The following is a 15424-nucleotide window of genomic DNA, read 5'->3' as shown; positions in this document are numbered from 1 at the left end:
CTCGCGACCATCTCACGCCTCGTCACGGGCCGGCCGGGCCGGGACGCGAGCCTCCCAGTCGGAGCGGAGGATCTCGTACTCCACCTCCCCCTCCTCCGCCCCTTCGATGGGCTCGGGCCAGTGGTCGAAGTGCGTGCGCACGTGGCGCAGCCCGCACTTCTCCATGACGCGGCGCGACCCCCGGTTCACGGCCATGGTCATGGCGAAGACGCGCCGGGCGCCCAACTCGCCGAACGCCTTGCCGATCAGCGCGAGCGAGCCCTCGGTGCCGTAGCCCCTGCCCCAGGCGGCCTTGTGCAGGCGGTAGCCCAGCTCCGGCTCGGCGGGGTCGCCCCCCTCGGGCGGGCGCAGGTGGAACCAGCCGAGGAAGGCGCCGGTGGAGCGTTCGATCGCGGCGAAGAAGCCCGAGGAGATGTAGCGGGGCAGCGTCTCGTTCACGATCACGTCACGGGGGGTCGGCTTGCCGCCGTTGAGGAAGCGCATGACGTCGGGGTCGTTGTGCAGCTCGAACAGAAGGTCGGCGTCGGCCTCGGTGAACCGGCGCAGGATGAGGCGGTCGGTCTCTAAGTAGATCTCCACCCATTCACGCTAACGCGAGTCAGGGGCGCAGGACGCGCCCGTGACGGCCGCCGGTGAACTCACCCGACTCCACGACGACCCGCCCCTCCAGCAGCACGTGCACGATGCCCGTCGGCCGGGCGGACGGGTCGGTGTAGGTGCCCGTGTGGCCGACCGTGGCCGGGTCGAAGACGCAGACGTCGGCGTACGCCCCGGCGCCGAGCCACCCTCTGCCGCGCAGCCCGAACTGGTCGGCGGTGGCGGAGGTCATCTTGCGCACCGCCTCGGCCCAGCCGACCACGCCCCGTTCCCGCACGTAGCTCCCGAGGAACCGCGGGAAGCAGCCCCACGTGCGCGGATGCTCCAGGCCGGTGGGCGGGCCGTTGTCCGAGCCGATGCCGATGAGCGGATCGGCCATGATCTCGGCCACGTCCTCCTCGGCCATCATCTCGATCACCATCTGCGCGGCCGGGTCCGCCGCGACGAGGTCGCAGGCGACCTCCCACGGGTCGCGCTCCCCGGCGATGGCGGCCAGCGTGCGGCCGGTGAAGGAGGCGTCGGCGTGCGAGGTGACGAGGATCCCGGCCGGTACGGCGTCGCCCCAGAGACCCGAGCCCGTCCCCCCGGCCTCGGCCAGGGAGCGGAGCCGTAAGCGCTCGAAGGGGGAGGCGAGCACCTCCCGCAGCCGGCCGCCCGCCAGCGCCGACGGCGGGAGCAGCGCCGCCAGCACGGTGGCGCCCGCCAGGTAGGGGTACTGGTCGCCGCGCACGTCCACGCCGGCGGCCCGCGCGGCGCGCAGCCTGTCCAGCAGCAGGGACGCCCGCCCGTGGTTGGGCCGGCCGGCGACCTTGCAGTGCGACACCTGCAGCCGCACCCGGGCCCGCCGGGCGATCTCGATGGCCTCGTCCAGCGCCTCCCCGACCGCCGCGCCCTCATCGCGCAGATGCGTCGTGTACGGCACGCCGTACCGGTGCGCGACCCGGGCCAGGGCGACCAGCTCGCCGGTGCCGGCGTAGCTGCCGGGAGGGTAGATCAGCCCGCTGGACAGCCCGCACGCGCCCGCCTCGAAGGCGTCGGCGGCCAGCTCGCACATCCGGTCCAGGTCGCCCTCGGCGAGCTCCGGGGCGAACCCCGCCACCGCGCCTCGCAACGTCGAGTGCCCGACCAGCGTCGCCACGTGGTTCGACGGCCCGGCGACGGCGACGGCCGACAGGTAGGCGGCGAAGGTCCAGTCGGGCACGGAGACCCCGGTCAGCTCCTCCAGCCGGGAGGCGTCGGGCGCGTAGGAGTAGCCGCAGTTGCCGTTGATCTCGGTCGTCACGCCCTGCAGCAGCTTGAACGGCTGCGGCTCGTCCATCAGCGGCACCAGATCCGAATGCGCGTGGGCGTCCACGAAGCCCGGCGCGACGATCAGCCCGGCCACGTCCAGCTCCCGGCGGGCGCCCGAGAGGCCGGGGCCGACGGCGACCACCCGGCTCCCGGAGATCGCCACGTCCGCCGTCTCGGGAGCCGAGCCCAGCCCGTCGTGCACCGTGCCGCCGCGCAGGATCAGATCAATCATGGATCCACCCAACACCTGACATGCCGGAAATTCTTGTCGTGAATGACCTAACAAGGCGGCCCGTGTTGGTCCGATGCGACGAAGAGGGGCGGCCGAGGGACCGCCTAGCGTGCCAGCATGACGATTCGGCTGGCAGAACTGATCAAGGAGTTCCGCGTGCCCGGGGCCTCCCTGGCCTACTGGCACCAGGGCGAGACCCACTGCGAGGTCGCGGGTCTGCTCAACCTGGACACCGGTGTGGCGGCCACGCCGGACTCCCTGTTCCAGATCGGTTCGGTGACCAAGGTCTGGACGACGGCCCAGATCATGCTCCTGGTCGAGGAGGGCAGGCTGACGCTCGACACCCCGGTGGCCGAGGTGCTGCCCGAGATCGGCGGCGGCGTGCTGGTCAGGCACCTGCTCTCGCACACCAGCGGGATCGACGGCGACTTCTTCCACGACACGGGCCGGGGCGACGACTGCCTGGAGAAGTACGTCACGGCCATCGCGGGCCGGCCGCTCACCCACCCCGTCGGCGCCACCCACTCCTACAGCAACGGCGCCTTCTCCGTCGCGGGCCGGGTCGTCGAGCGGCTGACCGGCAAGGTGTGGGACACGGCGCTGCGCGAGCAGCTGATCGACCCGCTCGGCCTGACCCACACCTGGACGCTGCCCGAGGACGTGATCCGCTTCCGCGCCGCCACCGGCCACCTCGGCGACGCCGGCGAGCCGACCGGGGTCTGGGGCATCACCCGCTCCAACAGCCCGGCCGGGCAGATCTGCGCCACGGCCGGCGACCTGGTCCGCTTCGGCCGCGCATTCGTCGAGCCCACCGTCCTCAGCCGGGCGAGCGTCCAGGCCATGGCCGAGCCGCAGGTCGAGCTGCCCGGCCGGGTGTACGGCACGCACTGGGGGCTCGGCTGGATCCTCGACACCTGGGACGGCACGCCCGTCCGGCTGCACGGCGGCAACACGATCGGCCAGGCCGCGATGCTCTGGGTGCTGCCGGACCAGGACGTCGTCGTCGCGCTGCTGTGCAACGGCGGTGAGACCGACGGCCTCATCCAGGCGGTGGCCGAGGAGCTGTTCCCCGCGCTGTGCGGGGTCCGGCCGCCGGCGCCGCCGCGGCCGCCCGAGACCCCGGTGGCGGTGGAGGCGGGCCGGCACGACGGAGTGTACGAGCGCACCGGCGCCCGGATCACCGTGCGCGACCTGCGGCTCACCTACGAGTCGACCGGCGAGTACGCCGACCTCCAGGCCCCGCTGGAGTTCGAGCTGGTGCCCGCCGGGGACTCCGTCTTCCTCGCCCGCCGCTCGGGCGACCGGCTCTGGACCAAGGCGGTGTTCCACACTCTGGCGGACGGCTCGCCGTACCTGTACTTCGGTGTGCGCTCCACCCCGAAGATCTCGTGACCCTCACCATCACCGAGCTGACCACCGTCGCCGAGCACCACCGGGCCGCCGGCCTGATCACCAAGATCTGGGGCAGGGAGCTGCTGGAACCGGGCCTGATCCGGACGATCGCGCACGTCGGCGGGTACGTCGCGGGCGCCTGGGCGCAGGACGAGCTGATCGGCGTCTCGATCGGCTTCTTCGCCCAGGACGGCCACCTGCACTCGCACATCACCGGCGTGCTGCCCGGGGCTCGCGGGGGAGCGGGCCACGCTCTCAAACGCCACCAGCGGGAGTGGGCGCTGGCCCGCGGCGTGAGCCTGGTGTCGTGGACGTTCGACCCGCTCGTCAGCCGGAACGCCTACCTGAACTTCCACAAGCTGGGCGCCCGCGCCGGCTCCTACCTGCCGGACTTCTACGGCACCATGCGCGACGCGATCAACGCGGGCGAGGCCACCGACCGGATCTACGTCGTGTGGGACCTCACGGCCCCGCCGCGCCCCGGCGTCGACCCGCGTGACGCGATCGTGCTGGTCGGCCGCGACGGCGACGAGCCCGTCCGCACCGGCCGGGTCCCCGAACGCGGCGGGTGGTTCGCGGTCGCGATGCCGCACGACATCGAACGGCTGCGCACGATGGCGCCCGGCACGGCCCAGCGCTGGCGCGAATGTGTGCGGGAGGCGCTCCTCACAGCACGTGAACTGGGACTTGTGATCGTCGACGTTGCCCGAGATGGCTGGTATCTCCTGGGAGATGAGAATTAGGTTGAGCACTCTTGGCCGCATTCTTGACGATCTCGGCTCCACCTTTCTCGACATCGTGGCCTCACCGGGCGAGATGGACGTCGAGGTGGCGACCGTGCAGATCTACGACCCGCTGGACGACCAGAGCGTGCCACCGGGCACGATCCTGCTGGGTGTGGGCGTCGAGGGCGCCGACCGCATCCGCGAGCTGCTCACCACCCTCGGCCCGATGGGAGCGGCCGGCCTGGTGGTGAAGTCGCCCGTCGCCGTGGACGAGACGGTGCGCGCGAAGGTCCTGGAGACCGGGGTGGTGCTGCTCGGCCTGACCCGGGCCGCGTCGTGGGCGCAGGTGGCGGCGCTGCTCCGGTCGATCCTGGCCGAGGGCGACGTGGGCTCCCCCGGCGAGCCGGCCGAGTCGGGCGACGACCTGTTCACGCTGGCCAACGCGGTGTGCGAGCTGCTGGACGCGCCCATCACGATCGAGGATCGGTCGTCGAGGGTGCTGGCGTTCTCCGGCCGGCAGGACGAGGCCGACCAGGCCCGGGTGGAGACCGTGCTCGGGCGCAAGGTGCCGGAGAAGTACCAGCGGCTGCAGGAGGAGCGCGGCATCTACCGCGAGCTGTACCAGAGCCGCGAGCCGATCTTCTTCGACCTCGGCGGCGGCATGCTGCCCAGGACCGCCATCGCGGTGCGCGCCGGGGACGAGATCCTCGGCTCGATGTGGGCGACCGTGCCGGGACCGCTGCCCGAACACCGGCGCCGGGCGTTCGGCGACGCCGCCAAGATCGTGGCGCTGCACCTGTTACGGCAGCGCGCCGGAGCCGACGCGCAGCGCCGCCTGCGCGCGGACCTGCTCTCCACGGTGCTGGAGGGCGGGCGGGACGCCGCCGACGCGGCGGCCCGGCTCGGCATCGCCACCGAGCGGGTCTGCGTGCTGGCCGCCGGGCTGGACGAGAGCGCGTTCGCCGACGTGGCCGGACGCGAGGGGGAGCGGCAGCGGTTCTGCGACGCGCTCGCGCTGCACGTCGGCGCCATCCACCCGCACGCCGCCGCCGCGCTGATCGGCAGCGTCGCCTACGCGGTGCTGCCCCTGCACGCCCAGGCCGCCGACGCCGAGCAGCGGGCGGTACGGGTCGCGGAGAGCTTCCTGGCCAGGACCGGGCGCCGCTTCCCGGCCGCGATCGGGGTGGGACGGCAGGTCGGCACGCTCGCCGAGGTGGGCAGGTCGCGTTCCGACGCGGCCCGGACGCTGCGCGTGCTGCGGGCCCGCGGGGTGTCGGGGGTGGCCGCCGCCTACGCCGACGTGTACTTCGACTCGCTCCTGCTGCAGCTCGGCGACCTGGTCGCGGCCGAGGAGCAGCCGCCCGCCGGGCCGTACGAGAAGCTGGTCGGCTACGACGCCGAGCACGGCACGGACCTGGTCGGCACCCTGAAGGCGTACCTCGACGCGCTCGGCAACGTGCACGCCGCGGCCAAGGCGGTGCAGGTGCACCAGAACACCTTCCGCTACCGGCTGCGCAGGCTCGCCACGATCTCCGGACTGGACCTCGACGACCCGGACGCCCGTCTCGCCGTCAGCCTGCAGATGCGGCTGCATTCCTGACGGCGAGCCCCCTGGGACAGGGCGCGAGTGCCGCGCCCTGTCACACCGGGCGCGGCACTCGTCAGATGGTCACTTGGCCAGCATGCGGATGGTGCTCGGGGCGAAGGAGCCGCCCAGCCGGGCGAACTCCGCGCCGTTGCCGTAGAGCGGGGTGGTCGTGTCCGCGAACGGCACGATGTCCGCCTTCTGGTACAGGGCCTTCTCGGCCTCGTTCCACTTGGCGCAGCTCTCCTCGCCGGTCGCCTTGGCCGCCTCGCCGATCAGACGGTCGTAGTCGGCGTTCTCGATGGTCGACCAGTTGGCGCCCTTCGGCGGGCCCTCACCGGACAGGAACGGCACCATCATGCTCGGCAGCGGCACGTTGACCTGGATCCAGCCCGCGTCCCAGTCCATCGAGCCGTCGCTCACGCCGGCCAGCTGGGTGCTCGGGATCTGCTTCAGCTCGGTGTCGACGCCCAGCTCCGTCCACTTCTGCTTCATCAGCTCGACCGCCGACTTGCCGGGGTCGCCGTGCTCGGTGAGGAAGACGTACGTCACCTTCAGCTTCTTGCCGTCCTTGGCCCGGACGCCGTCGGCGCCCTTGGTCCAGCCCGCCTGGTCGAGCAGGGCCGCCGCCTTCGCCGGGTCGTGCTGGGGCAGCGCGGTGGTGGTGACGTCCGGGCAGACCCGGGGCTGCATGCTCAGGCCCTCCGGCGTCGCGCCCGTGCCGCTGGTCGCCACCCGCTGGAGCTCGTTCAGGTCGAGCGCCATGGTGAGCGCCTGACGTACCCGCTCGTCCTGGGTGGGCCGGCCCTTCGCCTGGTTGTAGGTGAACTCGCCGAACATCAGCCGGATCTCGCTCTTGAACAGCTTCTGGGCGTCCATCCGGGCCCGGTCCGGGCCGATCACGTGGGCGGCGTTGAGCTGTCCGGACAGCAGCAGGTTGGCGGCCGTCGTCTCGTTCTTGACGACCTTGAGCACGACCTTGTCCGGCAGGCCCTCCTCCTTGCCGGTCACGCCGCCGGGACCCCAGGCGTACTCGGGGCGCTTGGCCAGCGTGTAGTGGTCGTCGGCCACCGACTCGGTGATCTGGAACAGGCCGGTGCCGTGCTTGCCGGCCTTGAGCCCGCCGGGGTCGGTCAGGCCCTTGCCGCACACGATGAACACCGACGACAGCCTGCGCAGCAGGAACGGGTCGGCCGTCTCGACCGACATCGTCACCTTGCCCGCCGCGTCGTCGGCCGTGGCCTTGAGGTCGGTGGGCACGAACAGGCCGAGCAGTTGCGACTTGTTCTTCGGATCGGCGATGAAGTTGACGCTGCCGGCCACGTCCGCGGCCGTCAGCGGCGAGCCGTCGGCGCACGTCACCCCCTTGGCCAGGGTGAACTCGACCGAGGTGGCCGTGTCCTTCCAGGCCGAGGCCAGGCCGGGCTGCACCGTGCCGTCGTCCTTGTAGGAGACCAGGGTGTCGTAGAGGAAGAAGTCGACGCCGCGGGGGTCGGACAGGGCGGTCATCAGCGGGTTCAGGTCGCCGGGCTCCATGATGGCCATCGTGAAGGTGGCACCCGTGGCGTAGCGGCCGGAGCCCGCGGGCTTGGCCTCCCCACCGGAGTCACCGGAGCCGGAGCCGGAGTTCCCGCACGCCGCGGTCGCCAGGGCCACCGCGCAGAGCACGCCGAGCAGGCGAGCGCGCATATCATCTCCTATCCATGTGTTGCGATATCGGCCAGCGTGGTACTCGCGGCCTACCTGGTCATCGTGGGATCCGACAAAGCCACGAAATTTCGCCGTATATCTGGACCACTCCTTGTGGGGGCGGACATACTTCGCCCCGTTAACTGGGCGATTCGTACGATTCCGCATCGGCGGGGTGGATGGCAGGATGCCCGCCATGGCCGTGCATCCGAGGCACCCCTGGGCCGCGTACCTGGGCCGCCGCTTCCTCCGCTTCCTGCTCTCCCTGGCCTTACTGATCACGGCCACGTTCGCGATGGTGCACCTCATCCCGGGCGACCCGGTCAGGGCCGCGCTCGGCATCACCGCCTCACCCGAACTGGTCGCCGCCCGCACCCACGAGCTGGGCCTCGACCTGCCGCTCTGGGAGCAGTACGCGCGTTACCTGGGTGGCCTGTTCACCGGCGACCTCGGCGAGTCCATGGGTTCCGGCCTGCCGGTGGCCCAGACCATCGCCGACCGCCTGCCGTACACCGCCCTGCTCGCCCTCGTCGCCTTCGTGGTCGTGATGATCACCGCGATCCCCGTCGGCATGGCGATGGCCGCCTGGACGCGCGGCGGCCGGCGGCGCGGCGCGGAGCTGCTCTTCACCGGGGTCAGCGGCCTGCTGGCCGTCGTACCCGAGTTCCTGCTGGCCGTCGCGCTGATCGTGGTGTTCGCGATCACGCTGGAGATGCTGCCGGTCGCCGACGTCACCGGCGAGATGGGGCCGCGCTTCTACGTGCTGCCCACGCTGGCGCTGGCCGTCGGCCCGGCCGCCGCGCTGGGCCGGATCGTCCGGGTCGAGGCGCTCGGCGTGCTGTCGTCCGACTACATGCGCACCGCCCGCGCCAAACGGCTGCCCGCCCGGCTCATCCACCTGCGGCACGCCCTGCCCAACCTGCTCACCGGCGCCCTCACCATCGGCGGCCTGCTGATCTCCGGGCTGATCGCCGGCAGCGTCCTGGTGGAGAACGTCTTCGCCTGGCCCGGCCTCGGCAGCGCCCTGGTCGACGCGATCAAGGCCAAGGACTACCCCGTCGTGCAGGGCGTCGTGCTCGTGTACGGCGGCGCCGTGCTCCTGGTGAACCTCGCCGTCGACGTGGCCCTGGGCAGGCTCGACCCCCGCTCCACGATCCGGGAGGACTGAATGCGCAGGCTCCGCAGCCCGCTGGGCGTCGCGGCGGTCGTGTCGCTGGCGTTCCTGCTGTTCGCCGTCGTCCTCGGCCCCGTCATCTGGGCCGGCGACGCGGTCAGGACCGACACGCTGGCGCTCACCCAGGGGCCGTCGGCCGCCCACCCGATGGGCACCGACGGCCTCGGCCGCGACGTGCTGGCCAGGGTGATGGTCGCCGCGCGCTCCACCATCGGCCTGGCTTTGCTCGCCACGGCCGTCGCCGTCGCCGGCGGGCTGCTGCTCGGCGGCCTGCCCGCGGTGCTCGGCCGGCGCGCCGGCCGGCTCGTCAACGGCTTCATCGGCCTGGTCGTGGCGTTCCCCGGTCTGCTGATCGCGCTGGTGCTCGCGGTGGTGCTGGGCACCGGCGGCCGGTCTGCGGCGCTGGCCATCGGGCTGGCGAGCGTGCCGGCGTTCGCCCGGCTCACGCAGACGCTCGCCGCCTCCGTCGCCGGGCGCGACTTCGTGGCCGCGGCCAGGGTGCTCGGCGTCGGCCGGGTCCGGATGCTGGTCCGGCACATCCTGCCGAACATCGGCGAGCCGCTGATCGTGCAGGCCACGCTCGGCGCGGGCGGCGCGCTGCTGGCCTTCGCCGCGCTGTCCTTCCTCGGCCTCGGCGTGCAGGCGCCCGACTACGACTGGGGGCTGCTGCTCAACGAGGGCCTCAACCGCGTCTACCTCAACCCCGCCGCCGCGCTCGCCCCCGGCATCGCGGTCGTGCTGGCCGGGCTGGCGTTCAACGTGCTGGGCGAGTTCGCCGCCCAGGTCTTCGGCGGGCGCGCCGCCGTCGCACGCCCGTCCGGCCGCTCGGCGCGGCCGGTGCCCGGCGACGCCCTCACGGTCACCGGCCTGCGCGTCTCGTACGGCGACGCCGTACCGGTCAAGGACGTGTCCTTCACCGTCGCGCCGGGCGAGCGCGTGGGCATCGTCGGCGAGTCCGGCTCCGGCAAGTCGCTCACCGCGCTGGCCGTCTCCGGCCTGGTCGAACCACCCGGCGTGGTGTCCGGCTCGATCGCGTCCGGCGAGACCGCGATGGTCTTCCAGGACCCGATGACCTCGCTCAACCCCGCCCTGCGGGTCGGCACCCAGCTCGCCGAGGTGGCCCGGGTACACGGGCGGCTGGCCCGGCGGGCGGCCTGGGAGCGGGCGGTGACCCGGCTGGACGACGTGCACATCGCGGCGGCGGCGCGGGTGGCCGCGCAGTACCCGCACGAGCTGTCGGGCGGCATGCGGCAGCGCGCGATGATCGCGATGGGCCTGATGGGCGGCCCGCGGGTGATCATCGCCGACGAGCCGACCACGGCGCTGGACGTCACCGTGCAGAAGCAGATCCTCGACCTGCTGCGCGAGGTCAGCTCCACCACCGGCGCGGCGATCCTGCTCATCTCGCACGACCTCGCCGTGGTGGCGCAGCTGTGCTCGCGGGTGCTCGTCATGTACGCCGGGGTGATCGTGGAGGACCTGACCGTCGAACGGCTGCTGGCCGGGCCCGCCCACCCCTACACGCGGGCGCTGCTGGCGTCCGTGCCGGACATGGCGGCCGACCGCTCGCTCCCGCTGGCCACGATCCCCGGGCGGATGCCGTCACCGGCCGACCCGGCGGCGGGCTGCCCGTTCGCGCCGAGGTGCGAACGGGCCGACGAGCACTGCCGGGAGGAACTGCCCGCCCTGGAGGCGGGGGTGCGCTGTTGGCACCCGGTGGACCGGCCGGTGGCGAGCGACGCGGTGCGGGCCGGGGAGTCCGGCCGGGACGATCTGAGGGTGAACGGGGTGGGATCGTGACGGCGCTGGAGTTCCACGACGTGCGGGTCCGGCTCGGCCGGGGCCGCCACGCGGTCGAGGTGGTGCGCGGGGTCGACCTGGAGGTGCCCTCGGGCACGGTCGTCGGCCTGGTGGGGGAGTCGGGCTGCGGCAAGTCCACGCTGGCCAGGGCGGCGGTGGGGCTGGTGCCGCTGGCCGCCGGCCGGATCTCGCCGGAGCGGAGGCGGGCCGTCCAGCTCGTCTTCCAGGACCCGTACTCCTCGCTGGACCCGCGCATGAGCATCGGCGCGGCCATCACCGAGGCGCTGCCCCGGTCCGGCCGGACGGCCGGTGAGGTGGCGCGGCTGCTCGAACTCGTCGGCCTGGAGCGCGAGCACGCCGCCCGGTTGCCCCGGCACCTGTCCGGCGGGCAGCGCCAGCGGGTGGCCCTCGCGCGGGCGCTCGCCGCGCGGCCCGAGGTGGTGATCGCCGACGAGATCACCTCGTCACTCGACGTCTCGGTGCAGGGCATGGTGCTCAACCTGGTGCGCGAGATTCAGCGGGAGCTCGGCCTCACCCTGCTGTTCATCTCGCACAACCTGGCCGTGGTCAGGTACGTGAGCGACCGGGTGGCGGTCATGAGCCAGGGCCTTATCGTCGAGCAGGGCCCGGTCGACGCCGTCATGTCCGACCCCCGGGATCCGTACACCCGCACTCTCCTGGACTCGATCCCCAGGCTGCGCTGATCGCCCACCCGAAGAAGGCCCGGCGGCTGCTAGAGCCGCGCCTCGGCCTCCGGGCTGAGCGACGTCCGGATCACCTTGCCGGGCCGGGCCGTGTGGACGAGGGAAGGCGGATGGCGGCGGCGAGGCCGATCAGGGCGAAGACCGCCAGCGCGGCCATCGCCAGGACATAGGACCGGTTCCCGGAGACCAGGTCGGCGACGAGGATGGTCCCGGCGATCGCCGTCCCGAACGACGAGCCGAGATTGGAGACGCTGCGCGACAGCCCCGAGATCTCGCCCTGCCGGCTCTCGGGGACGCTGGACTGCACGATGTTGACCGAGGGCGTCAGCATGACCCCCAGGCCGAGGCCGATCAGCAGCAGCCCCGGACCGAAGGCGATCACGCTCGACGAGACCCTGACCAGTGCGAGCAAAGTCGCGATCCCGATCACCGTCACGACGAAGCCCGTCACGATCAGGAGTTTCTGGGAGCGCCTGGCGGCGAGACGCTCCGCCGCCAGCGAGGAGACGAGCACGCCCACGGTCGCCGGGGTGAAGATCACACCCGTCTCGATCGCGTTGTAGCCGCGCTCGGTCTGGAGGAAGACGGCGACGACGAACGACGTGCCCATGAGGAGCGTCCACTGGATGTTCTGCGTCACCAGGCCGAGATTGGACGTCCGATCCCTGAACAGGCCGGACGACAACAGCGGCTCCTTGCCCGCGCGTTCCCACGAGCGCACGTGCGCGACGAACCACAGCAGGAACAGCACCCCGAGCGAGAGCAGGATCGCCATCAGCGCCGCGTTGTTGTCAGCCTGCAGAATCCCGAACACGACAAAGAACATGCCGGCCGCCGACAGGACCGCCCCCATGGTGTCGAAGGGACGGTCCGCGTTCGGCTCGATCGGATCGACGATCCGGCGACTGAGCAGGATGATCACCGCGATGACGATGGTCTGGAAGAAGAACGCGGCCCGCCAGCTGATGGCCGTCGTGATGAGCCCCCCGATCAGCGGTCCTGCCGCGGCGCCGATGCCGCCCATCCCGCTGATCACGCCGAAGGCCCGGGCCCGCGACACGGTGTCACGGAAGGCGAGCGTCGCGAAGATGTAGACAGGCGGGATCATCAGCGCCGTGCCCACACCCTCCAGCACCGAGTTACCGAGGATCAGGATCCCGAGACCGGGCGCGACCATGCTGAGCACCGCACCCGCGCCGTAGAGCTGGAGGCCCAGGAGAAAGCACCGCTTGCGACCCCAGCGGTCGGTCAGCTTGCTCCCCGGGATCATGAAAATGGCCATGATCAGCAGGAACAGCGTGATCGTGATCTGCACGCCCTTCACGGTCGTGCCGAGGTCCTCGCTGATGTCATTGATCATCACGTTCATGTTCGAGCCGGCGAAGCTGCAGACGAACTGGGCGAGGGCGAGGGGCACCAGCAGGCTCCGCGACGAGGCGCCCGAGCCCGGGGCGGTGGGAGTGCTGGTCACGGCCGGCTCTCCGGTGTGACCGGCATCGACTCTCCGCGGACCGAGGGGACCTGGCCCGCGGGCACGCGGTGCCGCAGCACGAACTTGATCAGCTCTTCGATCACCACGAGGCTCAGCGCGAGCCCCAGGCACGTCGCCCACTGGCCCACGCTCAGCTCCGTGGTCCCGAAGACGCGCCGCAGCAGCCCGATCTCGGTGACCGCGACGATCAGGATCAGCGCGAGGGCGTACCGGCGCAGCTGGGTCGGCCCCGGCAGCGACGCGCGGGCGAAGGCCGTGTTCACCTGGTCGCGCGCCAGCAGCCCGGCCGCGACGTGGAAGAGCGACAGCGTCGTCAGGAGCATGGTGGCGCCCGCGACGGCGCCGCCCTGCCGGGCCCCGATCTGGTACGCGGCCAGCGACCCGGCGGTCATGACGAGCCCCTGGACGCACAGCCGCACCCAGTTCCCCTGTGAGAGCACCGGCGCGCCGACCGGCCGGGGCGCGCGCCGCATGAGGCCCCGCGTCGGTTCGTCGAACCCCAGGGCGATCGCGACCGGTATGTCCACCAGCATGTTCACCCACAGAATCTGCAGCGGGGTGAGCGGGATGCCGCCGGCGATCCCGAAGGCCGCCGCCCCGATGAAGATCGCGATGTAGGCGACCAGGGTGGACATCTGGAAGCGCAGGTACTTGAGCAGGTTGTCGTAGAGCGCGCGCCCGTACTCCACGGCGCCGACGATGGTCGCGAAGTTGTCGTCGGTGAGGATCATGACGGCGGCTTCCTTCGACACCTCGGTGCCGGTGATCCCCATCGCCACGCCGATGTCCGCGGCCTTCAGAGCGGGGGCGTCGTTCACGCCGTCGCCCGTCATGGCGACCACGTTGCCGGTCTGCTTGAGCAGCCGTACCAGGCGCAGCTTGTCCTCCGGGGCCACCCGCGCGACGACCCCGATGTCGTCGATCCGCTCGCGCAGCTCGTCGTCGCTCATGGCCGCGAACTCCGCGCCGGTGATCGCCCGGCCGGGGATGCCGAGCTCGCCGGCGATGGCGCCTGCGGTCGTCACGTGGTCGCCGGTGATCATCCGTACCCGGATGCCGGCCTGCGCGCACATGGCGATCGCGGCCTTGGCTTCCGGACGCGGGGGATCGACGATCCCGACCATCGCGAGCAGCGTCAGGTCCCGCACCAGGCCGAACAGGTCGCCGCCCGGGTCGAACGCCGCCGGGTCGAGGTCACGCTGGGCCACGACCATGACCCGTTCGCCGGCCCCGGCCATGCGGTCGTTGGCCTCCAGCGCGAGCGGGCGGTTGGCGTCCGTCACCGGGACGAGCGACCCGTCAGGGGAGCGGTAGGAGGCGGCGCGGACGATGAGCACGTCGGGGGCGCCCTTGACGTAGCAGCGGATGACCGGCTTCCCGCCCGGGCCGGTCATCTCGTGGAAGGTCGCCATGAATTTGTAGTCCGCGTCGAACGGGACCTCCCCGACACGAGGGTAGGCGCCCCGCGTGCTCTCGACGTCGAGGCCGCCCTTGGCGGCCAGCACGATCAGCGCGCCCTCCGTCGGGTCGCCGATGAGGTTCTCGCCGTCCAGGACGGCGTCCGCGCACAGGACCATCGGCAGCAGGTACGGGTCGAGGTCGACGTGCGCCCCGCCGACGTGCCTGATCTCCCCGGCGGTGCCGTACCCCTCGCCGGACACGGTGTAGCGGTTCAGCCCCGGGATCACCATCTCCCGGGCCGTCATCTTGTTGAGCGTCAGCGTGCCCGTCTTGTCCGAGCAGACCATCGAGGTCGAGCCGAGGGTCTCCACCGCCGGCAGCCGCTTCATGATCGCGTTGCGGCGGGCGATCTCACGGGTGCCGATCGACAGCAACGCCGTCACGACCGCCGGCAGGCCCGTCGGGATGGCGGCGACCGCGAGTGCCACGCCCGTGATGAACAGGACATCGAACGGCTTTCCCTTGAGCAGTCCGAGCACGACCACGAGGGCGAGGGCGATCCCGGCGATCGTGGCGATGATCTTGGAAAGGCCGTCGAGCTGCTTCTGCAGCGGCGTCTTCTCGGCCTCCGTGGCGGCGAGGAGGCCGGCGATGTGGCCGATCTCGGTGCCCATCCCGGTCTCGGTGACGACGAGTTCGCCGCGCCCCCGGGTGACGGAGGTGTTCATGTACGCCAGGCAGGTGCGGTCGCCGAGCGGTACGTCCTCCCCGGGCACAGGGTCGGTCCTCTTGGCGACCGGCACGCTCTCGCCGGTCAGGGTGGACTCCTCGATCTCCAGAGCGGCGGCGAGGCAGATCCGGCCGTCCGCCGGCACCCGATCGCCCGCCTCCACCAGCACCACGTCGCCAGGCACCAGTTCCTCGGCGTCGATCTCGACGGCCTGGCCGTCCCGGCGGACCCGGGCGACCGTCCTCATCATCTGGGACAGTGCCTGCACGCTCTCCTCGGCCTTGGCCTCCTGGCGGAGCCCCACCACCGCGTTGAAGACGGTGAGCCCGGCGAGGACGGCGGAGGTCCCGACCTCGTGCGTGACGACCAGGCTGATCGCCGCGGCGGCGAGCAGCACGATCTGCATGAAGTCCTGGTACTGGCGCAGCCACGCCTGGACGGCCGACTCCTTCTTCCGGCTCTCCAGCTTGTTGGGGCCGTGGGATTGGAGGCGGTCGCGCGCGTCCTCGGCGTTGAGACCGCGGTCGGGGTGGACGCCGAGCTCCTGGATCACCGTCGCTGTGTCGAGTGCGTGCCACGCGCGGTGGCCGTCATGCCCCCGTTCCACGACGGA

11 protein-coding genes are annotated in these 15424 nt (G+C 72.1%); 6 read left to right on the top strand and 5 right to left on the bottom strand.

What is annotated here, in order from left to right; translation table 11 throughout:
* Positions 1-12: 12 nt before the first annotated feature.
* Entirely contained in the window at positions 13-579 is a 567-nt protein-coding gene (locus AB0I38_RS32090; protein ID WP_358488372.1) for a GNAT family N-acetyltransferase, read from the bottom strand.
* A gap of 19 nt (positions 580-598) precedes the next feature.
* Positions 599-2119 carry an N-acyl-D-amino-acid deacylase family protein gene (locus AB0I38_RS32085; protein WP_358488368.1) on the bottom strand — a complete coding sequence of 507 codons (1521 nt, stop codon included), beginning with the start codon at positions 2117-2119 and terminating at the stop codon, positions 599-601.
* Positions 2120-2236: 117 nt separating this feature from the next.
* Here AB0I38_RS32085 and AB0I38_RS32080 point away from each other — a divergent pair, with 117 nt between their 5' ends.
* The 3 genes from AB0I38_RS32080 to AB0I38_RS32070 are packed head-to-tail and all read left to right on the top strand — an operon-like array spanning position 2237 to position 5836.
* Complete coding sequence (locus AB0I38_RS32080) at positions 2237-3511, top strand: serine hydrolase domain-containing protein (protein ID WP_358488364.1); 1275 nt, start codon at positions 2237-2239, stop codon at positions 3509-3511.
* Positions 3508-4254, top strand: a complete 747-nt coding sequence (locus AB0I38_RS32075) for a GNAT family N-acetyltransferase (protein ID WP_358488361.1) — start codon at positions 3508-3510, stop codon at positions 4252-4254. Before AB0I38_RS32080 ends, AB0I38_RS32075 begins: the two co-directional genes overlap by 4 nt.
* A gap of 1 nt (position 4255) precedes the next feature.
* The gene (locus tag AB0I38_RS32070) at positions 4256-5836 is read left to right on the top strand and encodes a PucR family transcriptional regulator (RefSeq protein WP_358488358.1); all 1581 of its coding nucleotides are present in this window, start codon (positions 4256-4258) and stop codon (positions 5834-5836) included.
* A 69-nt stretch (positions 5837-5905) separates the two neighbouring features.
* Here the strand turns inward: AB0I38_RS32070 and AB0I38_RS32065 are convergent, their stop codons facing one another.
* Positions 5906-7510, bottom strand: a complete 1605-nt coding sequence (locus AB0I38_RS32065) for an ABC transporter substrate-binding protein (RefSeq protein WP_358488353.1) — start codon at positions 7508-7510, stop codon at positions 5906-5908.
* A gap of 196 nt (positions 7511-7706) precedes the next feature.
* Between AB0I38_RS32065 and AB0I38_RS32060 the strand changes: the two genes are divergently transcribed.
* From AB0I38_RS32060 to AB0I38_RS32050, 3 genes are read left to right on the top strand one after another with little or no spacing between them, the layout of a single operon-like run.
* Positions 7707-8678, top strand: coding sequence for an ABC transporter permease (locus tag AB0I38_RS32060; RefSeq protein WP_358488346.1), 972 nt, complete (start codon positions 7707-7709; stop codon positions 8676-8678).
* Positions 8679-10484 (top strand): dipeptide/oligopeptide/nickel ABC transporter permease/ATP-binding protein, encoded by a 1806-nt coding sequence (locus AB0I38_RS32055; RefSeq protein ID WP_358488342.1) that lies wholly within the window; start codon positions 8679-8681, stop codon positions 10482-10484. It abuts the gene before it with no gap.
* On the top strand, positions 10481-11188 hold the full coding sequence (locus AB0I38_RS32050) for an ABC transporter ATP-binding protein (protein ID WP_358488337.1): 708 nt from the start codon (positions 10481-10483) through the stop codon (positions 11186-11188). The genes AB0I38_RS32055 and AB0I38_RS32050 overlap by 4 nt, the downstream gene beginning before the upstream one ends.
* Positions 11189-11258: 70 nt before the next feature.
* Here AB0I38_RS32050 and AB0I38_RS32045 read toward each other — a convergent pair whose 3' ends face one another.
* Complete coding sequence (locus AB0I38_RS32045; protein WP_358488332.1) at positions 11259-12659, bottom strand: MFS transporter; 1401 nt, start codon at positions 12657-12659, stop codon at positions 11259-11261.
* Complete coding sequence (locus tag AB0I38_RS32040) at positions 12656-15418, bottom strand: cation-translocating P-type ATPase (protein ID WP_358488329.1); 2763 nt, start codon at positions 15416-15418, stop codon at positions 12656-12658. The genes AB0I38_RS32045 and AB0I38_RS32040 overlap by 4 nt, the downstream gene beginning before the upstream one ends.
* Positions 15419-15424 lie beyond the last annotated feature (6 nt).

The sequence above is a fragment of the Nonomuraea cavernae genome, from assembly GCF_040655715.1.
GTDB lineage: Bacteria > Actinomycetota > Actinomycetes > Streptosporangiales > Streptosporangiaceae > Nonomuraea > Nonomuraea cavernae_A.
Note: the sequence above shows the minus strand (reverse complement) of the source record. Positions and strands in the feature narration are given on the sequence as shown.